A 21,696-nucleotide genomic window follows, 5' to 3' on the forward strand; every position below is an offset into this window, starting at 1 on the left:
GTCCATAAGAGCAGTAATAAGTATTATTAAGTTGAATTTTTCAATTGTTCTTTAATCAATACTAAAACAAACGCTTATAACCTTATAATTTCACTTAATGAGCAAATTAATTAAATCTGGAGGTGGATAATTACAGAAAAAGTTGAATCACAGCTTGATCAGATTTAGGATTCAAAATTTATAATTATAAGGGAGAGGAAAAAATGAAGAAATTTACAAAAGTATTTTTTCTAACAGTTTTAATTCTGAGTATTTCACTAACTGCTTTTGCCGGAGCTGGAGAAGAGGCGGCTAAAAATCCTAATTCAGGAATTATTCTTTTTTCAGAATCTGGAATTACTGAATTTAACGAAGCACCTATGTTAAAAGAGAAAGTTGAAGCCGGTGAATTACCACCTGTAGAAGAGAGATTACCTAAAAATCCGGTTGTTGTTCAGCCTGAAGAAGCAGTTGGTAAATATGGCGGCAGTATGACATTTACTCAGTTTGGACCGGATGGTCTTGGAGTAAATGGCCATGTATTAGTGGAAACTCCTTTACTTAAAAATAGAGACTTTGATAATTTAATGACAATTCCTAACTTTGCTAAGGACTGGGAATACAGCAATGGAGGTAAAACTTTTACTCTTTATTTAAGAGAGGGTGTTAAGTGGTCAGATGGTAATGAGCTGACAAGTGAAGATGTAATGTTCTGGTACAATGATATTTTACTAAATGATGCTTTAACTACTGCAGTACCTATTACTTTCCGTCCCGGGGGCGAGATTATGGAAGTTAAGGCTGTTGATGATTATACAATAGAATTTAATTTTGCAATACCATATTATACCTTCCATGAAAATATGGATGCAACCTGGTATGCAGGTCTGGAGTTTTTTCCACCTTCTCATTATATGAAACAGTTCCACGCAGATTATAATGACAATGCTGAAGAGCTTGCTAAAGAAGCAGGTTTTGACAGCTGGGTCCAGTATTTTAACAATAGATTATCCTGGGAATTCTTTAATCCTAAACCGGTTGGCAGACCTGTTTTAGCTGCCTGGGTTGTAAAGCAGGTTACTCCGACTGGAAGAATCTATGAGCGTAATCCATATTACTTTAAAGTAGATACAGAAGGTAATCAGCTGCCGTATATTGATGAGCAGAGGACAATTTATACCCCAGATGCTCAGGCAAGGTTAATGAATGTATTATCTGGTGAAATTGATTATATTAGTTCATTCCTTTCATTTTCTGATTACCCTACCTTAAAAGCAAGTGAAGAAGATGGCGGTTATAGTGCCTGGATTGGTGACTCACTGTGGGCCAGCCGGGTGACATTTTCAGTGCAGCAGCAGCCTGTTAATGCCAAAGATATGTGGGAAATATTAGGGGATGTTAGATTCCGTAAAGCTCTTTCCTATGCACTGGACAGAACTGAAATTAAGGATCTTGTTTTTATGGGTCAGGGTCAGGAAAGACAGCTAACATATCATCCTGGTACAGTTGCTGATTCCGCCTATAATAAAGAATGGGCTACAGCTTATGCTGAATATAATCCAGAAGAAGCAAAAGCATTATTAGATGAGATGGGTGTTGTTGATCAAAATGGTGATGGCTGGAGAGATAAACCTAATGGTGATGATCTCTTATTACAGCTTCTTGCTAACTCAAGCCGCAGTGTGGCGATGTCAACTGCAGAAATGGCAAAGGGGTTCTGGAATGACATAGGAATTAATGTCAACATGGATTCAGTGGAAGAAGGTTTATTCTTTACTGAAATTTGGGAAGGGAGAACTCAAATTTCTACAACCTTTATGACAGGATCTCTACCTCCATGGGATCAGTATGTACCTGCAGAAGATACTTATAATGCCTATGGAAACTGGTTCCTTGACTATGATCCTTACACACAAACCAGAACAGCTGCAGCCAAAATTCCGGAGGCCAGAAAAAAACTTGCTGTAAAGCCACCTCAGGAAATAATTGACTGGTATACTGCTGGTCATTCAGTAGATCATGTAAACCAGGAAGAAAGAAATAAATTGTACAGAAAGATTGGTAATTATGTTAACGAATATCTGCCGTCTATCGGTACTGTAGGTATGGCAGGACATGTTGGTGTTTCTAAAAATGGACTTAAAAACTTAAGAAAAGTAGGAGACAACCCCAGTGTTGGTGCAACTAGAAATGCTTATGTTGAGCAGTTTTACTGGGAAAACCCTGCAGAACATTAATTGGTATTGATTAATTAGATAGGTATCAATAAATTGTCAGGTGCTGATTGAAGCATCTGACAATTTTTAAATAAAACTTTTTAACAGATTTATTTTGACTATTTTATTGAGGGAGGGAAAAAATATTGTTAAATTTTATTTTAAGAAGAACTCTCATTATTATCCCGATGATAATTTTAATTTCAATTATTTCATTTTTAATAATTACTCTTCCACCGGGAAGTTATATAGATTCTTATCTGGCTAATCTGCAGCAGATGGGAGGAGAAGTTGAACAGAGTAGAGCGGAATCAATTAAAGAAAGATATGGCTTAAATGATCCAATATATCTGCAGTACTGGAAATGGGTTAAAGATTTTCCTAAAGGTGATTTTGGGATGGCCTTTAGTGAGGAAAGACCGGTAATTGATATAATTCAGGAAAGAATAGGGTATACAATTTTGATTTCGACTTTAACTCTTTTATTTACCTGGATTTTGTCAATTCCAATCGGTATTTATTCTGCGGTTAAACAGTATTCTTTTGGAGACTATTTCTTTACATTTTTCGGCTTTTTAGGAGTGTCTATTCCTAACTTTTTACTGGCTATAATAATTATGTTTTTAGGATTGCGTTATTTTGGTGTTAATCTATCAGGTTTAATGCCGGTGGAATTTATGGGTGAGCCCTGGGGATTGATGAAAATCATCGAAGTTTTAAAAAGAATCTGGGTGCCGGTGGTGGTAGTTGGTACAGCAGGTATGGCAGGACTGATTAGAATTATGAGGGCAGAAATGCTTGATCAGCTCAGACAGCCATATATCCAGATGGCCAGGTCCAAGGGAGTTGACGAAATTAAAGTAATTATTAAGTATGCTGCCAGAATAGCGGTAAATCCCCTGATTAGTACAATTGGCTGGCTGCTGCCTCAAATTATCTCAGGTGGTACAATAGCTGGTATAGTTTTAGGCCTGCCTACTTTAGGTCCTAAACTTTATAATGCACTTAAAATTCAGGACATGTATTTGGCAGGAACAATAATATTTTTCAATATTGTATTAATCTTAATTGGTACGCTCTTATCAGATATTTTACTTGCCATGGTAGATCCAAGAATTCGTTATGATTGATCAAATGAAGGGAGGTCATTTAATTGAAAAATGATTCAGGTGAAGGAAAAATTACTAAAGATCAGGATATAGTGATGAGCAATCCTTTTAAAGCTAAATCTCACTGGCAGCTGATGTGGGAAGAATTTAAAAATCACAAACTGGCAATGGGCGGTATAATTATCTTAATTCTTTTATATACAAGTGCACTTTTTGCAGGTTTTTTGACACCATATGATCCAAATGAAAGATTTTCTGAATTTCAAAATATAGCTCCCATGCAGATTAAATTTTTTGATGAAAATGGACTGACTGCTCCTTATGTTCATCCTATTGAAGGCAAAAGAAACATGGAAACCTTAGCTATGGAATATACAGTGAACAAAAATAAAAAGATTCCCATTAATTTTTTATATGAATCTAATGATACATATAATTTTGTTGGTTTATTTAAAACAAACTTGAAATTGTTTGGTTCTGATAAAACTCAAATCTTCTTATTTGGAACTGATGGTCTGGGCAGAGATATTTTTACGAGGACTATCCACGGTGCTCGTTTATCCCTAACTGTTGGACTTATTGGTATTGCAGTGAGTCTGGTTCTCGGTTTATTTTTCGGCGGTATTTCTGGTTATCTGGGTGGTATGGTTGATAACTTTATTCAGAGAGTTATAGAATTTACTTTGGCTATTCCTAAAATACCGCTCTGGATGGGACTCGGTGCTGCCTTACCTCAGGACTGGAGTGTTATTCAGGTTTATTTTGCAATTACAGTAATTTTATCACTGACGGGCTGGGTTAGTATGGCCAGAGTTCTGCGCGGTCAGATTTTATCATTAAAAGAAGAAGATTTTGTTAAAGCAGCCAGAGCTGCTGGAGCTAAAAGTGGTAGGATAATTAGTAAACATTTAATACCAAATTGTATGAGTTATATTCTGGTTAATCTAACTCTTGCAATCCCAGGTATGATTATCGGTGAAACAGCACTCAGTTTTTTAGGTTTAGGTCTTAAGGCTCCTGCTGTCAGCTGGGGTGTGCTTCTGCAGGAGGCGCAGAATGTTAGAGCAGTAGCTCAGTACCCCTGGTATTTTATACCGGGTGTCTTTGTAATTGTCGCTGTACTTGCATTTAACTTTGTTGGTGATGGATTAAGAGATGCTGCAGATCCATATCATTAATACTGCAGAAATATTGCAGATAAAGGCGGGATAAATAATTATGAAAAATAATGATATATTACTGGAAGTTGATAATTTAAGAACTTATTTTGATACAAGAAGAGGACTTGCCAAAGCGGTTGATGGTGTAAGTTTTGATTTATATAAAGGAGAAACTCTAGGTATAGTTGGCGAAAGTGGCTGTGGTAAGAGTATTACTTCACTTTCAATTTTAAACCTTGTTCCTCAGCCTAAGGGAAAAATTCACGGGGGAGAGATCAAACTGCACCGTGAGCATGAAGTTGTTGATATAGCAAAACTAAAAAGAACAGGAAAAAAGATGAAAGATATCCGGCGCAAAGATACAGCAATGATTTTTCAGGATCCGATGTCATCTTTGAGTCCTGTTTATACAGTCGGCTCTCAAATTATGGAGGGAATCATGCTCAGCCATGATGTGGATAAAGCTGAAGCCAGAGAAATGGCGATAGAAATGCTGAGGAAGGTAGGTATTTCTCCGGCAGAACAGAGAATCAATGATTATCCCTATCAGCTGAGTGGAGGAATGAATCAGCGGGCAATGATTGCTGTTGCTTTAGCTTCCAATCCCAACCTGCTGATTGCTGATGAGCCAACAACTGCGCTTGATGTTACAGTAGAAGCTCAGATATTAGAATTAATGGAAGAGTTACAGCAGGAATATCAGATGTCAATTATGTTTATTTCTCATGATCTGGATGTAATTGGAGAAATTTCAGATCGAGTTGTAGTTATGTATACAGGTAAGGTAGTAGAAGTAGCAGAGGTTGAAGAATTATTTTATAATCCATCCCATCCCTACACTCAAGGGCTGCTGCAGTCCATACCAAAAATCGGACGCAAAAAAGAATTAAAACCAATCAGCGGTTCTGTACCTCAGATTTATAATTTACCTGATGCCTGTCATTTTGCACCGCGCTGTCCGCACAGAATGGATATCTGTACTAAAAAAGAACCACCAACTTTTGATCTGGGCGGCGGTCACCAGGCAAAATGCTGGCTTTATGAGGAAGGAGGCGAAAATGATGAAGGATGATCAGTTGATTTTAAAGGTCAATGACTTAAAAAAATACTTCCCAGTCAAAAAAGGAATTTTTAGAAAAGTAGTTGGCCAGGTTAAGGCTGTAGATGGTGTCAGCTTCACATTAAAAGAGGGGGAAACCCTCGGTTTAGTTGGAGAATCAGGCTGTGGTAAATCTACTACAGGAGAAACACTAATGAAACTTGTTGAACCAACAGCTGGAACAATTGAATACAAAAATGAGGCTGGTGACTGGAGAGATTTAACTAAAATTGATGATCAGGAATTTTATTCATATAAAAAGGATATTCAGATGATTTTTCAGGACCCAATGTCCTCTTTAAATCCTAGAATGTCTGTCAGAGATATTATCGTTGAGCCTCTGGAAATCCACGGTATCGGCACCAAAGAATCACGAACAGAGATGGCTAAGGATCTTTTAGATCAGGTTGGTTTAAGCGAATTTTTCTTAAACCGCTATCCACATGAGTTCAGCGGCGGCCAGCGTCAGCGGATTGGTATTGCCAGAGCTTTGACTTTAAATCCCAGAATTATAGTCTGTGATGAACCTGTTTCGGCCCTTGATGTTTCAGTTCAGGCCCAGATTTTAAATATTTTAGAGTCACTGCAGGAAGATATGGGTTTAACCTATATCTTTATTGCTCATAACTTAAGTGTTGTTGAACATATCTGTGATCGAGTAATGGTTATGTATCTTGGAAAAATTGTGGAGATTGCTTCAGCTGATGACCTCTATGATAATCCCCTACATCCATATACAGAAATTTTACTGCAGTCAATTCCGGAGGGTGATCCAAGATCTAAAAAGAAGAGGGGAAAAATTGATGGAATTGTTCCTGACCCTTCTAATCCTCCCAGCGGCTGTAATCTTCACCCCCGCTGTCCTTATGCGGAGGATATCTGTCAAGAGGAAGAACCGCCTTTAAAGATAATTGACAAAGAGAGTGAACATTTTGCAGCCTGTCATTTTGCAGAAAAACTTGTGCTGGCAGGTTATAGTGATTTAGTTGAAAAGAAGGCATAGTAAAAAATATTATTAAGAGAAGGGAAGAAGAGTAGATGACTAAAAAGAATGCAAAAGTTTATTTAGACCGTAATTTTAAAGTTAGTGAGGTTGACGAGAGAATTTTTGGCTCATTTATTGAACATCTGGGCCGGGCTGTTTATACTGGAATCTATCAGCCTGATCACCCAACAGCAGATGAAAATGGTTTTAGAGAAGATGTACTGGAATTAATTAAAGAAATTGACCCTCCAATTATCCGCTATCCAGGTGGAAATTTTGTTTCGGGCTACAACTGGGAAGATGGAGTTGGTCCAGTAGAAGACAGACCAAATAGACTGGAGCTTGCCTGGAGAACTGTGGAAAAAAATGAAGTCGGCACCAATGAATTTATGCAGTGGGCAGAAAAAGCTGGCACAGATGTAATGATGGCAGTTAATTTAGGAACCCGCGGTATTGATGCTGCCCGTAATTATTTAGAATACTGCAACCATCCCGGTGGCAGCTACTACAGTGATCTGCGTAAAGAGCACGGCAGAGAAGAACCATATAATATTAAAACCTGGTGTCTCGGTAATGAGATGGACGGGCCCTGGCAGATCGGTCATAAGACAGCAGACGAATATGGCCGCCTGGCATTAGAGACTGCCAAGGTTATGAAGGGGCTGGATCCTGAAATTGAACTGGTTGTTTCCGGGAGTTCTTATCGTCAGATGCCTACTTTTGGAGACTGGGAAGCAAAAGTTTTAGAACATACTTATGAACATATTGATTATATTTCCTTACATCAGTATTTCCGCAATGATGAAGATGATATTAAAAACTTCCTGGCACAGACAGAAAGTCTGGATGACTTTATTCATTCCGTTACAGCAATCTGTGATTATGTAAAAGCAAAGAAAAATAGTGATAAAACTGTCAACTTATCATTTGACGAGTGGAATGTCTGGTATCATTCTGATGATGCCGATAAGAAGAGAGAGCCCTGGCAAGTTGCTCCACCACAGCTGGAGGATATTTATAATTTTGAAGATGCACTAGTTGTTGGTTTAACTCTAATTACCTTATTGAAACATGCAGACAGAGTTAAAATTGCTAATCAGGCTCAGCTGGTTAATGTTATTGCACCAATTATGACCAGTGAAGATGGCGGCAGTTGGAGACAGACAATCTTTTATCCATATTATCACGCTTCCAAGTTCGGTAGAGGTACTGTTTTAGAGAGCAGAGTTACTTCTCCAACCTATGACAGCAAAGATTTTAAAGATGTTGACCTACTGGATCAGGTAACAGTTTTTGATGAAGATAAAGAAGAACTTACAATTTTTGCTGTCAACAGAGATACTGAATCTGCCTTAGAATTAGAAAGTGAACTAAATGGTTTTGATGATTATCAAATTGTTGAACATATTGTCTTAGAACATGAAGATCTTAAAGCAGTGAATACAGAAGACAATCCGGACAATGTTAAGCCTCATAAAAATGGCAGTTCTGAAGTTAAAGGAAATACTTTAACAGCTGAATTACCTAAGCTATCCTGGAATGTTATTAGATTATCCAAATAAATAATGAATTATAAAAGGTTATCAGCTTTTTATATAGAAATAAAATAATAATGAAAAATCTTTTTATTTGAAATATTTACTTGAAGCTGATAGCCTGTTTTATTATTTAATTTTCCGGGAGGTAATATTGATGACAAATAAATTATTTGACTTAAATATTAAATTGAAAGGTGATTTAAAGGCACATGATCCGGCACTGGTAAAAGAAAATGATCAGTGGTATCTGGTCCATACCGGTAAAGGGATTGGGTTTAAATCTTCTAAAAACTTAAGTGAGTGGAGCAGTCAGAATTCAATTTTAAATGAACCACTCCCCTGGTGGGACAATTATGTAGAAAATTTTGACCGTGAAAATGATGCCTGGGCTCCGGATCTTGAATATTTTAATGGCAAATGGTGGCTTTATTATTCTGTTTCAGAATTTGGAACCAAAAATTCTTTGATTGGACTGCTTTCTGCAGACAGCATAGAAGCTGCAGACTGGCAGGATGAGGGACTTGTAATAACTTCCACTCAGGACCAGGATTTTAACAGTATTGATCCTAATCTTTTTATAGATCCAGCGGGAAATTCTTGGCTTGTTTTTGGTTCCTGGTTTAATGGAATAAAGCTGACTAAGCTTAACCCGGAGACAATGAAGCCAGAGGGTAAGATTTATTCTTTAGCCCACAGGCTGGTAGGTAAAAGACCGGCAGGTATTGAAGCACCCACTTTGACCTATAAAGATGGTTATTATTATCTTTTTGCCTCAATTGATCACTGTTGTCGGGGAAATAAAAGTGATTATAAAATTGCTTATGGTAGAGCTGAAGCAGTAACCGGTCCCTATTATGACCAGGATGGTATTCCTTTAATGGAAAAAGGAGGCAGTATATTAGCTGCTGCTGATAGAGAATTTACAGGCTATGGCGGTCAGGATATTTTCGAAAATAAGTACTTAGTCCATCATGCCTACCACCGGCACAGCGGGAAATATAGATTTTTTATTAAAGAACTTGATTGGGAAGATGGCTGGCCAAAAATAAAAAATTATGATTTAAAAATTAATTCATATTATAAGCTTAAAAATTTAGAAAATCAGAAAACTGCAGCAGTAGAAGCTGCCAAAACTGAAGCCAGAGCCAGAATTATCTGTAATAACAATCAAAAGGCCCATACCAATCACTGGCTGATCTATCCGATAGATGCCGAATATTACAGGATTCAAAACAGAAATAGTCTCCTATATCTAGAAGTAGGAGATGCTGATAAATCTGATGGTGCCGATATTCAGCAGTGGAGTAACACCCGCCATATCTGTCAGGAATGGGAATTGATTAGTTTAAGAGATAATATCTATAAAATTATAAATCGAAATAGCGGTAAAGCTTTAACTAAATTGGAAGATGATTATTTAGTTCAAAAAGAGGATCAAGATTTAGACAGTCAGAAGTGGAAACTGGATTCTTTATAAAACTAAGAGCTGATTATATGACGAGGAGTGGCAAGTATGAATAAATTAAATATTAACTTAGACGAAAAGAAAGAAAAGATAAATAAAAATATTTACGGACATTTTGCTGAACACCTGGGTAGATGTATCTATGAGGGTTTCTGGGTTGGAGAAGATTCTGAGATTCCTAACCAAAATGGAATTAGAACAGATGTAGTTGAAGCACTGAAAGCGATTGATATTCCAGTTTTAAGATGGCCTGGAGGCTGTTTTGCTGATGAATATCACTGGAAAGATGGTGTTGGTCCCAGAGAAGAAAGAGCAACAATTGTTAATACTCACTGGGGTAATGTAACTGAAAATAACCATTTTGGAACTCACGAGTTTATGGAATTATGTGATCTCTTAGATGCTGAGCCATATATATCCGGTAATGTGGGCAGTGGTACGATTAGAGAAATGCAGGAGTGGGTAGACTATATTACCCATGATGGTGAATCACCCATGTCAGACTGGAGAAAAGAAAATGGTCGAAAAGAACCCTGGTATTTAAAATATTTTGGTGTTGGTAATGAAAACTGGGGCTGTGGTGGTAACATGAGGCCCGAATATTATGCAGATCAGTACCGAAATTACCAGACCTATGTCCGCAGTCACGGGGATAATGAAATTTTCAAGATTGCCTGTGGAGCTAATGTAGATGATTATAACTGGACCGAAGTTTTAATGAAAAATGCAGCCCGCCAGATGGACGGCCTAAGTCTTCATTATTATACAATTCCCGGTGATTTCTGGGAAGGAAAGGGTTCAGCAACTGATTTTAAAGAAGATGAATGGTTTATCACTTTAAAGAAAGCTCTTAAAATGGATGAACTGATTAAAAAACACGGTGCCATTATGGATCAGTATGACCCGGAAAAAAGAATTGCTATGATTGTCGATGAATGGGGCGCCTGGTATGATGTTGAGCCCGGTACTAATCCCGGCTTTTTATATCAGCAGAATACTCTGCGAGATGCACTGATTGCTGGAGTAACTTTAAATATCTTTAACCAGCATGCTGACCGTGTTAAAATGGCCAATATTGCTCAGACTAACAATGTTCTGCAGGCAATGATTTTAACTGATGAGGAAGATATGATCTTAACTCCGAGCTACCACGTATTTGAAATGTATAAAGTTCATCAGGATGCCGATCTGCTGCACTTTGATCTGGAGAGTGAAAATTACAAATTTGAAGATCAGGAAATTCCAGCCCTAAATGCTTCTGCTTCTGTTAATGAAGCAGGGGAAGTTAATATTACTGTCTGTAATTTAGATCCCAATAAAGAGATCGAATTGGATACAAACTTATTTGCAGACAAACTGAACCTATCTCAGGTTAAGGCCCGAGTCTTAACTGCAGATAAATTAAATGCCCACAACAGCTTTGAAAATCCAGAAAACTTAAAGCCGCAGGAATTAAAAGCAGTAGAACTCGCTGACAATCAGCTTAAGGCAAAACTGCCGGCTGCTTCTGTAACTTTAATTACTTTAAACTAGGTGGGGCTAAAAATGAATAATTACACTGATCAGATTACAGAAATTGAAAGTTTAGAAATTACAGCCTCAGACCCGACAAAAATTAAGCTGCCTGAAAAAGTAAAAATATATCTTGATGATAAATTTAGCTATCGTGGTGTCAGCTGGGAAGCTTTGAACTTGGATAAGCTAAAAACTGAAGGGGAAATATTAGTTAAAGGAAAGATTAATCAGCTTAGTTATCCGGAGCCACTGGTAGAGCAGAGAGCTGATCCCTATATCTATCAGCACAGTGATGGCTACTATTATTTTACCGGTTCCTATCCTGATTATGATCGTATTGTTCTGCGGAAAGCTAAAAAGATAAGTGACTTAAAAGAGGCGGAAGAATATCTACTCTGGGAAAAATATGATGAGGGAGAAATGAGTAAACATATCTGGGCTCCGGAACTTCATTATATTGACGGTAAATGGTATATTTATTATGCTGCCGGCAGAGAAGACGATGTCTGGGCTATCCGTCCCTATGTTCTGGAATGTCAGGACGATAATCCGCTTACAGGTAACTGGGTCGAAAAGGGTGAGATAAATATTGAGTTTGAGAGCTTCAGTCTTGACGCAACAACTTTTGAACATCAGGGTAAAAGATATTTAATCTGGGCTCAAAAGGTTGCTGAGGACACTATTTCTAATCTCTATATTGCAGAAATGGAAAACCCCTGGACTATAAAAAAACAGCATTTACTTTCAGAACCCGAATATGACTGGGAGCAAATTGGTTTTGATGTTAATGAAGGACCGGCGGTAATCAAAAGAAATGGAAAAATATACGTTAGTTTTTCTGCCAGTGAAACAGGAGCATCTTATTGTATGGGGGTTTTAGCTGCCGATCAAGATAGTGATCTGCTGGATCGCAGTTCCTGGACAAAGACTGAAAAACCTGTTTTAGAGACTTCAGCAGAAACATCTCTTTATGGCCCCGGCCATAATTCGTTTACCAGATCTGAAGATGGAGTTACTGATCTGCTGGTCTATCATGCCAGATCCTACGAAAAAATTGAGGGCAATCCACTTTATGATCCCAACCGCCACGGCAGAATTCAGGAAATATTCTGGCAGGAAAATGGAGAACCATACTTTGGCTACCCTGGTTTAAATGTGGCTGCTGAAGTTGAGGCAGCAGTGAAGATTAAATTAGAAAAATAAAAATAAATTAATTAAGGGAGTTTGTTCTAATAGAGCAGGCTCCTTGTTATTTTTCTTTAAATGTATTATTATTGCATATAGAGAATAACTAAGAAGTATAAAAGGGGTGAATAATTTATGAAGTTTAGAAAACTTGGAAAAACAGGTTTAAATGTTTCTGAAATAAGTTTCGGCGGAATAATGTTAATGGATACACCTCAAAAAGAAGCCAACCAGATTGTAAAAAATGCAGTTAAGAAGGGAATTAACTTTTTTGATGTGGGACCTACTTACGGAAATGCTCAAAATATTCTGGGACCGGCACTTAAGCCGTTTCGAGATAAAGTCTATCTGGCAAATAAAACTGAACCAGGTCAAACAAAGGAACAGGTAAGAAAAGACATGGAAGAATCACTGAAACTGCTGGATACTGACTATTTTGATCTCTACCAGCTGCACGAGGTTACAGATGAGGATGCTTTAAACAGTGCTCTGGGAGAAGGTGGAGCACTGGAGGCAATCATCGAAGCAAAAGAAGAGGGTTTAGTTAAAAATATTGGATTTTCCGCTCATAAAGAATGGGCTGCTTTGAAATTAATAAAAAGTTATGATTTTGATACAGTGATGTTTCCGATTAACTGGAACTACTGGTTTAATTATAATCAGGGTCCTGAAGTAATTAAAAAGGCCAGAGAAAAAGAGATGGGCATCATTGCAATCAAAGCTCTGGCTCAGCGGCAGTGGCAGGATGGCCGTCAGAATAATTATAACACCTGGTATAAGCCGATTTATGATAATGACCGCCTGGCTGAACTGGCACTTGAATTTACCCTGTCTCAGGATGTAGATACAGCTGTCAGCCCTGGTGATAACAGGATGATTGATCTTGCTTTAAATATCTATCAAAAGAATGACGAAAACTTAAAAATTTCCGAAGCAGAAATAGAAGAATTAAAAGGCTTTTTAGAAAGTCATGGCGGTAAATTATATCCAATTCCAAAGTAAAATAATAAGTTTAACTATAATTACATCTGGCAGGCAAATAATCTGACAGGTAAATAAACTTAAGATACCGTTCTTTAAAAATAACAGTTAAAAAGCTGTTTCAGTTTAAAGAACGGTATTTGATTTTGAGCTTAATTTATAATTTTTTATTCTAATTATTTTGCCAGTGCATTTCTTTTTTTAGCTGATCGATAAACTGGCGAGCCGTGCGCCCTGAGCGGCCGTTATTCCATCTGCTCCACTGGAGAGCACGTTTTTCCAGCTCACTATTTTTAAGTTTTAGCTCTGCCTGGGCAGCCAGTTTTTTTACTATCTTCAGATAATCAGCCTGAGAGGGATTGCTAAACATTAAGGTCAGGCCAAATCTTTCTGAAAGTGATAATTTTTCATTTAAAATATCATTTTCATGAACTTCAGATTCCCGGTCCTGCCACTTTTCTCTGACCAGATGTCTGCGGTTGCTGGTGGCATAGAAGAGAACATTGTCCGGTCTGGATTCAATACCACCTTCCATAACTGCTTTAAGGTATTTATATTCAGTTTCAAATTCTTCGAAAGAAAGATCATCCATAAAAATTATAAAATTAAGGCCGCGCTCGTTTAAATACTCGAGAATAGCAGGTAATTCCTTGATCTGGGAGCTGCTGATTTCTATTAAGCGCAGTCCCAGCTGATAAAACTTATTTACTAATGCCTTAACTGAAGATGATTTTCCCGTACCACTATCTCCATAGAGGAGGACATTATGAGCCTGAAATCCATTTAAAAAGCTCTCAGTATTTTCTATCAGTTTTTTTTGCGTGTTCTGATAGGATATTAAATTATCAAAAGTTATTGAATCAGGGTTATTTACCCGGCTTAATTTATTATTCTGCCAGTAAAAAGCTCTGCTCTCATTTAATATTGAGGCCCCGTGCTGATAGTAGAAATCCAGCAGTGCTTCCAAATTGTCTTCATGATTAGAGCTGGCAAAGAGTGGCTGAAATAATTCTTCTTTTTCTATATTGAGATCAGAAGCTGCAAGTTTAAAATCGCTTAGATACCCAAATCCTGTTAAACCAGAAATTGAAGCTAAGTCACTAAAAGAAAAAGCAAATAATTTATTGATAATTTTGAGGTCATTTGCTGCCAGTTTATATAAACTGGATTCTGCTGTAATTTCTCCTTTTTCAGCCTTTAAGCTAAAAATATTTTCGGAGGCAGTAATTATTTTTTTGAGATAATTATGCCAGATATCACCCTGCAGACCTTCTCTAATACTTAAATCAATCAGTTGATAGATTAAATCAGTTAGAACCTGCTCCGATTTATTTTCATCATTTAAATTCTCTTTTAAATTGAGAATTAGACTGTTAGTTTTGATTTCTTGAAATAAAATTAGTTTTTCGCAATTCTTTAAAGCGTTTCTTATTTGTGTGTGATCCAAATTATTTCACCCCTATTTGTATTATCCTTATATTAATAGTTATTATAACAGATCTGACATAATTTTTACATATTAGCTAAAAAAATTCTAAAAAACCCTTGCAAAAAGATTAAAAATATATTAACATTGAATTAACGAACAAATAGTGAACAAATAAAAACAATATTTTTTTGTCGAAATGTGCAAACGATTGCGCAATAACTTTTAATTATAGTAAGCTAAAGTGTGAGAGGGGTTATGTTGATGGATAATAGTGAAGCTCTACTTCAGGGCAAAAGCAGAGATGACAGTAATGATTATCATAAGCTGCAGGGTGTTCTAAATTATGAAATTAAAGCTAATCAAGTTATATTTGATTTTGAACATGCCAGTTTAACAATAGAATTTTTAAGAGCTGATATTTTTAGATTGATTATGGCTCATTCTAATCAGCCTATTAATTATAAGACAACTGAGGCTGTAATTGACCATAGTCTAAGCTATGATAATTTTGAAGTTGAAGAAAATAAAGAAAAAATAATCATTAAAACTGAAGCACTAAAGCTTGCAGTTAGGAAAGATAAATTTCTGCTCAGTGTCTTTGATCAGAAAGGTAATCTAATCCATCAAGATCACAGTGATTATGCTCTGGGCTGGAAAAAGCAGAAAGTTAGAGCCTGGAAATCTTTTGAGAACAGCGAAAGATTCTATGGTCTGGGAGAAAAGACGGGCTGGCTTGATAAAAAGGGCAGACGTTATGAAATGTGGAACCATGATACTTTTGTTCCTCATGTTGACGATACTGACCCCTTATATCAGTCAATTCCATTTTTGATTTCCTACAGTCCTGAAAACAGTTACGGTATTTATTTTGATAATTCATATAAAAGTTTTTTCGATCTGGGCAGTGAAGGACAGGATTACTATTCTTTTTGGTCTGAAGGTGGAGATTTAGACTATTATTTCTTCAACGGACCATCTCTGAAAGAAGTAGTCCAAAAATATTCAAAAATAACTGGTACTATGCCCTTACCACCAAAATGGTCGCTCGGCTACCACCAGTCCCGCTACAGCTATTATCCACAGGCTGAAGTGGATGAACTGGTAAAAACATTTAGGGATAAAGAAATTCCCTGTGATGCCTTCCATTTTGATATTCATTATATGGACGAATATAAGATTTACACCTGGGATGAAGACCGCTTTCCTGATCCTGAGGCAATGTTTAGAAATATGGCTGAAAATGGGATTAAGGGAGTCACAATTATCGATCCCGGGGTAAAAAGAGATCCAGAATATAAACTTTATCAGGAAGGTATGGAAAATGATTATTTCTGTAAATATCTTGATGGTAAAGTTTTTATAGATAAGGTCTGGCCGGGCAACTGTGCTTTTCCCGATTTTACCCAGTCAAAGGTAAGAGACTGGTGGGCCGGACTGCAGAAAGATTATGTAGATTTAGGAGTTAAGGGTATCTGGAATGATATGAATGAACCGGCTGCTTTTAACGAAACAGACACCATGGATGTTAATGTAATGCATCAAAATGATGGTGATCCTGGAACTCACCGCAGATTTCACAATTTATATGGTTTTTTAGAAGATAAGGCTACTTTTGAAGGCCTCAAGGAAAGTCTTGCCAATGAAAGGCCTTTTGTGCTGACCAGAGCCGGTTTTGCCGGTATTCAGAGATATTCTGCTGTCTGGACAGGAGATAACCGCAGTTTCTGGGATCATATAAAAGTTGCGATGCCGATGCTGATGAATCTTGGCCTGTCAGGTGTTAGCTTCTGCGGAACAGATGTTGGTGGTTTTACCGGCAACAGTAATGGTGAGCTTCTAACCCGCTGGACTCAGATGGGAGCCTTTGTCCCTTTCTTTAGAAACCACTGTGAGGTTAGAGCAATTTCTCAGGAACCCTGGTCCTTTGGAGAGAAATATGAAAAGATAATTAAAGAATATATTGAGTTGAGGTATAAATTTATCACTCATCTTTATAACCTATTCTATCAGGCTTCTCAGACAGGTATTCCTGTTATGAGGCCGTTAATTATGGAATTCCCGGAAGATAAAAAATGCGAAAATTTATCTGATCAGTTTATGATTGGTGAGAGTCTAATGGCTGCTCCGGTCTACCAGCCGGATCAGGATAAAAGAATGCTCTACCTGCCGGAAGGAAAATGGATTGATTTCTGGACAAAAGAAATCTATCAGGGTGGAGAGCATATAATAGTAGATGCACCATTAGATACTCTACCACTCTTTGTTAGAGCGGGAAGTATTATTCCGCTTAATGAGAAGTTAAATTATGTAGATGAAAAAGAGATTGAGACTCTAGAATTAAATCTATTTGTATCAGAAGATAATAATCTGGGAAGTTACAGTCTTTATGATGATGATGGTATTTCCTACAACTACCAGAATGGGGTCTACAATCTAACTGATTTTAACTATCAGTATACTGACAATCAGATAATTTTTAATATAGAAAGAAAAGAAGAAAACTATCAGCAGGAATTTAAAGATTATAAGTTGGTTTTCAATAATTTAAATAAGGATCCTCAAACAATTTATGTTGATGGTAATGAATTAAGTGAGTTTTCTTACTCTGATAACACACTGGAATTTAAAGTTCCAGTTGTTATAAATAAAATTACCATAGAATTAAGCTAAGTCACAACAAATTAAAAGGAGGAATTTTTAATGAGAAAGTCAATTATCACAGTTTCAATCTTTGTTTTAGCTTTATCCCTTATCTTTTCTGTAGGTGCTGCTGCTCAGCAGGATCTGGACAAAAAAGAAATTACTGAAGAAGTAACCCTTAAGCTCTGGGAAGCTGACGAAGAAAGAATCGATACTGAGATTTTAGATCCACTAATTGAAAAGTTTGAGAACAAATATCCAAATGTTACGGTAGAAAGAACACATGCAGGTAGTGTTGAGGATTTAAGGCAGAACACTCAAACTGCTTATATGGGTGGCCAGGGACCAGATTTAGTATTAAGTCCGTTTGATCATATTGGTCCATTCTCTATTATGGGACTTGCTCAGCCATTAGATGAGCTGATGAGTCAGGATATGAAAGATAAATATATCAAAGCCGCTCTGCCTGGTATGAGCTTACATGGAAAAATTTATGGTGTTCCAGTAACTATGGGTAATCACCTAATGCTGATGTATAATAAAAATATTGTAGATGAAGCACCAAAAACATGGGATGAATTAATTGAAGTTGCTAAAAAGCATACAGTTGATAAAGATGGAGATGGCCTGATGGATATGTACGGTTTAGCTTATAACTTAAATGAGCCATTCTGGTGGGCTGCTTTCCACGGTGGTTTTGGCGGCTGGGTTTTTGATGAAGAATATAACCCAACTCTAAATACAGAAGCTACTGTTGATTCACTGCAGTTTGTTCATGATCTTAAGTTTAAGCATCAAATTGTACCCAAAGAAGCTGACTATAACTTAATGGATAGCCTGTTTAAAGAAGGTAATGTCGCCTTTATTATAAATGGTGACTGGTCAATTGAAGGCTATAAAAATGCCGAAAATATTGATTTAGGTGTTGCTCCAATTCCTAAGTTCGAAAAAACTGGTAAATATGGTCAGCCAATGACAAGTGGTAAAGGATTTATTATGATGTCTGGCTTAGCTGAACAAAAACAAATTGCTGCGATTAAATTTATTGACTTTATGACTAGTATTGCAGCTCAGGAACTTTATGTAAATAATAACTTTCTGCCAAGTAATGATCAGGCTTATGGATTACCTCAGATTCAGAATGATCCAATCATGAGAGGTTCTGCCGAACAGCTTAGATATGGTAGAGCAATGCCTGTAGTACCTGAAATGAGAGGTATCTGGGATGCAGTTAGACCAGCTCTGCAGAGTGTTATGAGTGGAAGTTTGGCACCAGAAAAAGCTGCAGAACAGATGCAGCAGCAGGCTGAACAAAACATCAAGAGTATGCAGTAAAGATCTTAATTTAAAATTAAAAAGAGGGGTTTAAACCCCTCTTTTTCTTTATGAAAAGGGAGGTAATTAAATGAGTCAACCTGGTGAAAACTTAAGGTTTACATCAGCCTTATCAAATTTTTCGCTTAAAGATTTTTGGAGAGAACATAAATTTTCTTATTTGATGCTTTTACCAGCATTTATTGTAGTATTATTTGTAGTGATCTATCCGTTTTTTTATAATTTTAGATTAGCTTTTTCTAATCTTAATATGTATAATATGAGGCAGTTTATTCAGAGTGATAAACTAACTTATATTGGAATTGATAATTTTATCAAAATCATTACAGAAAGCTCTTTTTGGATTATTTTAGCAAGAACAGTGGCCTGGACAGTTATTAATGTTGTGGCTCATGTAACTTTTGGAATTTTTTATGCTATTATACTAGATCGAGATTTAATGTTTAAATCTATTTATAGAACCTTATTAGTTATACCCTGGGCGATTCCGCAGTATATTGTTGTTTTAATTTGGAAGGGAATGTTTAATTTCCGCTATGGTGCAGTAAACTTACTCTTAAGAAAAATTGGTGTCCCTGGAGTTGCCTGGTTAAGTCAGGCCAGTACAGGTTTTAGTGCAGCTTTAATTGTAAATATCTGGTTGGGGATTCCTTTTATGATGATGATTGCCTTAGGTGGTCTGCAGAGTATTGACCCTAATTTTTATGAGGCTGCAGAAATTGATGGAGCCAGCAGCTGGCAGCAGATTAAACATATTACACTGCCGTTATTGAAGCCGGTAATGCTTCCGGCTGTTATTTTAGGTGTTGTCTGGACATTTAATAATTTAAGAGTGATTTATCTTTTAACTCAAAATACTCTAACCAACAAAATAGATATTTTGGTTACTCATGTTTATCGTTCTGCATTCGAATTTTACCGCTATGGTTATGCAGCAGCATTTTCAATAATTATTTTTGTGATTTTACTGGTCTGGGCAATTAGCTTTATTGACTATATTAATGAGGACTAAAAGGAGGTTATTAAATGTCAGTTAAAAAAGATAGTAAATGGAAAAAAATACTTTTCCACATTATTTTAATTATTTCTGTAATTATAGCTGTTTACCCAGCTTTAAGAGTTTTTGGTACATCTTTAAGACCAAATGATTCTCTTCACTCAACTAGTCTGGCTATTATTCCTGATAATGCAACATTTGATGCTTATAAAACTTTAATTTTTGACAAAGGTTTTTTAGTCTGGCTTAGGAATTCGCTTCTGGTTACTTTTTTCACCGTAATAATTGGTGTTTCACTTGCTTCAACAGCGGGTTATGTTTTTTCGCGTAAAAGATTTCCAGGGCGCAAATCTGGATTAACATTTTTCTTATTAACTCAGATGTTTCCGGCTACAATGCTTCTGCTGCCGATGTATATCTTATTATCTCAATTTGGTTTAACTCAGCAGACAATTGTAGTTCCTTTCCTTGGAATGGCTAAAGCACATATCGGCTTAATAATAATGTATTCTTCAACTGCTTTACCCCTTTGTGTCTGGCAGATGAAGGGTTATTATGATACAATTCCAGAAAGTCTTGAAGAAGCAGCACTTGTTGATGGCTTAAATCAGTTTCAGGCTTTTTATAAAATCATTCTACCGCTTGCCAAACCGGCACTGGTAATTACAGCTTTATTTTCTTTTATGACAGCCTGGAATGAATATATGGTTGCCCGAGTTGTAATGACTGATAACAGCTTATATACATTACCTGTTGGTTTAACAAATCTTGCCGGACAGTTTAATACAGCCTGGGCAGAATTTGCTGCAGCTTCAGTATTGATTATGCTTCCAGTGATGGCTATTTTCTTACTGTTATCAAGGTTCTTAGTTGGAGGACTAACTTTAGGTGGAGTAAAAGGATAATTATATAGAGAAGTAACTCAAGTTTATATTTATTGTTTATTAGATTTAAATCTGAGTAAAATTGTTATATAATATTCATAGAGATTTAACTTAATCTCAACTAAACTATAAGGATTGATCAATATGCCTACTTTAAAAGATGTGGCTAAAAAGGCTGGTGTAGCTCCGTCAACAGTTTCTCGAGTTATAAATGACAGTTCAAGAATTAGCGAAGAGACCAAAGTTAAGGTTAGAAAAATAATGGATGAAATCGGATACCATCCCAATATAAATGCCCGCAATCTGGTAAAACAGAGATCACATAATCTGGGACTGGTGATTCCTTATTCAACAGAGGAAGCCTTTGCTGATCCTTTTTATTCTGAGATTTTACGGGGGATTGGAGTGCTGGCTCATTCTAAAGGCTTTAACCTGCTATTACTTACCAGTAATAGTGAAGATGAGGAAAAAAAGACAGTTTTAAATGCGGTTAAAGGTAAACAGATTGATGGTGTTTTATTATTAAGATCAAAAAAAGAAGATGAACTAATAGATGAATTAACAAAAATTGATTTTCCATTTGTGATTGTCGGCAGACCTGAAGCAGAAGAAAAATATTACTGGGTAAATAATGATAATATAAATGCCAGTGAAAAGGTTGTTGATTATTTAATTAAAAATGGTCATCAAAATATAGCCATGATTATGGGGAATAAAAATTATATTATGAATGAAGACCGACTGCAGGGATATAAAAATGCTTTTTCTAAAAACAAGCTTAAAGTAAATAAGGATTTGATTATTCAATCTGACAAAATTGAACACCACAGTATTTATGAGATTGCTCAAAAAGTTATTAAAAATAATCCTGAAGTGACTGCTTTTTATGGAATTAGTGATACTATGGCTTATACAATAATGCAGGCTATGAATGATATGAATCTTAAAATTCCAGATGATATTTCAATAGTTGGATTTAATAATAACCCAATGTCAAAGATTGTTTCACCACCTCTAACTACTGTCGATATAAACATATATCTTTTGGGAAATAAGGCAACAGAGTTATTAATTGGCGTAATAAATGGTCAGATCAATAAATATCAGCATACGATTGTTCCCGCAAATATAATTGAGAGAGATTCCTGTAAAAAGATTAAATATATGTTTCCCAAGGCA

16 protein-coding genes are annotated in these 21,696 nt (G+C 36.4%); 15 read left to right on the top strand and 1 reads right to left on the bottom strand.

Annotated elements, in window-relative coordinates; all coding sequences use genetic code 11:
* The first annotated feature begins 203 nt into the window (after window positions 1–203).
* The 10 genes from CI949_RS06540 to CI949_RS06585 all read left to right on the top strand — a co-directional run bounded on the left by CI949_RS06540 (window position 204) and on the right by CI949_RS06585 (window position 13,253).
* Window positions 204–2,216 carry an ABC transporter substrate-binding protein gene (locus CI949_RS06540; protein WP_133529576.1) on the top strand — a complete coding sequence of 671 codons (2,013 nt, stop codon included), beginning with the start codon at window positions 204–206 and terminating at the stop codon, window positions 2,214–2,216.
* 125 nt (window positions 2,217–2,341) lie between these two features.
* Entirely contained in the window at window positions 2,342–3,325 is a 984-nt protein-coding gene (locus CI949_RS06545; protein WP_133529575.1) for an ABC transporter permease, read from the top strand.
* Window positions 3,326–3,399: 74 nt separating this feature from the next.
* Window positions 3,400–4,482: an ABC transporter permease gene (locus CI949_RS06550; protein WP_133529655.1), complete on the top strand. Its 1,083-nt coding sequence runs from the start codon at window positions 3,400–3,402 to the stop codon at window positions 4,480–4,482.
* A 40-nt stretch (window positions 4,483–4,522) separates the two neighbouring features.
* Window positions 4,523–5,536: an ABC transporter ATP-binding protein gene (locus tag CI949_RS06555; protein ID WP_290764299.1), complete on the top strand. Its 1,014-nt coding sequence runs from the start codon at window positions 4,523–4,525 to the stop codon at window positions 5,534–5,536.
* Entirely contained in the window at window positions 5,523–6,566 is a 1,044-nt protein-coding gene (locus CI949_RS06560) for an ABC transporter ATP-binding protein (RefSeq protein ID WP_365941441.1), read from the top strand. The genes CI949_RS06555 and CI949_RS06560 overlap by 14 nt, the downstream gene beginning before the upstream one ends.
* A gap of 35 nt (window positions 6,567–6,601) precedes the next feature.
* Window positions 6,602–8,110 (top strand): alpha-N-arabinofuranosidase, encoded by a 1,509-nt coding sequence (locus tag CI949_RS06565; RefSeq protein ID WP_133529572.1) that lies wholly within the window; start codon window positions 6,602–6,604, stop codon window positions 8,108–8,110.
* A 130-nt stretch (window positions 8,111–8,240) separates the two neighbouring features.
* Window positions 8,241–9,563, top strand: coding sequence for a family 43 glycosylhydrolase (locus CI949_RS06570; RefSeq protein ID WP_290764302.1), 1,323 nt, complete (start codon window positions 8,241–8,243; stop codon window positions 9,561–9,563).
* 36 nt (window positions 9,564–9,599) lie between these two features.
* Entirely contained in the window at window positions 9,600–11,084 is a 1,485-nt protein-coding gene (locus CI949_RS06575) for an alpha-N-arabinofuranosidase (RefSeq protein WP_290764305.1), read from the top strand.
* Window positions 11,085–11,096: 12 nt separating this feature from the next.
* Window positions 11,097–12,269, top strand: a complete 1,173-nt coding sequence (locus CI949_RS06580) for a family 43 glycosylhydrolase (protein WP_133529569.1) — start codon at window positions 11,097–11,099, stop codon at window positions 12,267–12,269.
* A gap of 117 nt (window positions 12,270–12,386) precedes the next feature.
* Entirely contained in the window at window positions 12,387–13,253 is an 867-nt protein-coding gene (locus tag CI949_RS06585; RefSeq protein WP_133529568.1) for an aldo/keto reductase, read from the top strand.
* Between the two features lie 151 nt (window positions 13,254–13,404).
* Here the strand turns inward: CI949_RS06585 and CI949_RS06590 are convergent, their stop codons facing one another.
* A complete protein-coding gene (locus CI949_RS06590; protein ID WP_133529567.1) occupies window positions 13,405–14,679 on the bottom strand; it encodes an ATP-binding protein in 1,275 nt (424 codons plus the stop codon).
* A 243-nt stretch (window positions 14,680–14,922) separates the two neighbouring features.
* Between CI949_RS06590 and CI949_RS06595 the strand changes: the two genes are divergently transcribed.
* From CI949_RS06595 to CI949_RS06615, 5 genes are all read left to right on the top strand, one after another.
* Window positions 14,923–17,331, top strand: coding sequence for a glycoside hydrolase family 31 protein (locus CI949_RS06595; RefSeq protein WP_133529566.1), 2,409 nt, complete (start codon window positions 14,923–14,925; stop codon window positions 17,329–17,331).
* A 30-nt stretch (window positions 17,332–17,361) separates the two neighbouring features.
* The gene (locus CI949_RS06600) at window positions 17,362–18,636 is read left to right on the top strand and encodes an extracellular solute-binding protein (RefSeq protein WP_133529565.1); all 1,275 of its coding nucleotides are present in this window, start codon (window positions 17,362–17,364) and stop codon (window positions 18,634–18,636) included.
* 70 nt (window positions 18,637–18,706) lie between these two features.
* Window positions 18,707–19,648, top strand: coding sequence for a carbohydrate ABC transporter permease (locus tag CI949_RS06605; protein ID WP_133529564.1), 942 nt, complete (start codon window positions 18,707–18,709; stop codon window positions 19,646–19,648).
* 14 nt (window positions 19,649–19,662) lie between these two features.
* Window positions 19,663–20,538: a sugar ABC transporter permease gene (locus tag CI949_RS06610; protein ID WP_133529563.1), complete on the top strand. Its 876-nt coding sequence runs from the start codon at window positions 19,663–19,665 to the stop codon at window positions 20,536–20,538.
* 123 nt (window positions 20,539–20,661) lie between these two features.
* Window positions 20,662–21,696, top strand: a 1,035-nt coding sequence (locus CI949_RS06615; RefSeq protein ID WP_290764313.1) for a LacI family DNA-binding transcriptional regulator, incomplete at its 3' end; no start/stop codon positions are given.

It is taken from the genome of Halanaerobium sp. (genome assembly GCF_003070835.1).

Bases quoted from the DNA above. Each gene is read 5' to 3' on its own strand.
- CI949_RS06540 (WP_133529576.1), top strand. From the start codon at position 204: ATGAAGAAATTTACAAAAGTATTTTTTCTAACAGTTTTAATTCTGAGT.
- CI949_RS06550 (WP_133529655.1), top strand. From the start codon at position 3,400: ATGAGCAATCCTTTTAAAGCTAAATCTCACTGGCAGCTGATGTGGGAA.
- CI949_RS06555 (WP_290764299.1), top strand. From the start codon at position 4,523: ATGAAAAATAATGATATATTACTGGAAGTTGATAATTTAAGAACTTAT.
- CI949_RS06560 (WP_365941441.1), top strand. From the start codon at position 5,523: ATGATGAAGGATGATCAGTTGATTTTAAAGGTCAATGACTTAAAAAAA.
- CI949_RS06565 (WP_133529572.1), top strand. From the start codon at position 6,602: ATGACTAAAAAGAATGCAAAAGTTTATTTAGACCGTAATTTTAAAGTT.
- CI949_RS06570 (WP_290764302.1), top strand. From the start codon at position 8,241: ATGACAAATAAATTATTTGACTTAAATATTAAATTGAAAGGTGATTTA.
- CI949_RS06575 (WP_290764305.1), top strand. From the start codon at position 9,600: ATGAATAAATTAAATATTAACTTAGACGAAAAGAAAGAAAAGATAAAT.
- CI949_RS06580 (WP_133529569.1), top strand. From the start codon at position 11,097: ATGAATAATTACACTGATCAGATTACAGAAATTGAAAGTTTAGAAATT.
- CI949_RS06585 (WP_133529568.1), top strand. From the start codon at position 12,387: ATGAAGTTTAGAAAACTTGGAAAAACAGGTTTAAATGTTTCTGAAATA.
- CI949_RS06595 (WP_133529566.1), top strand. From the start codon at position 14,923: ATGGATAATAGTGAAGCTCTACTTCAGGGCAAAAGCAGAGATGACAGT.
- CI949_RS06600 (WP_133529565.1), top strand. From the start codon at position 17,362: ATGAGAAAGTCAATTATCACAGTTTCAATCTTTGTTTTAGCTTTATCC.
- CI949_RS06605 (WP_133529564.1), top strand. From the start codon at position 18,707: ATGAGTCAACCTGGTGAAAACTTAAGGTTTACATCAGCCTTATCAAAT.
- CI949_RS06610 (WP_133529563.1), top strand. From the start codon at position 19,663: ATGTCAGTTAAAAAAGATAGTAAATGGAAAAAAATACTTTTCCACATT.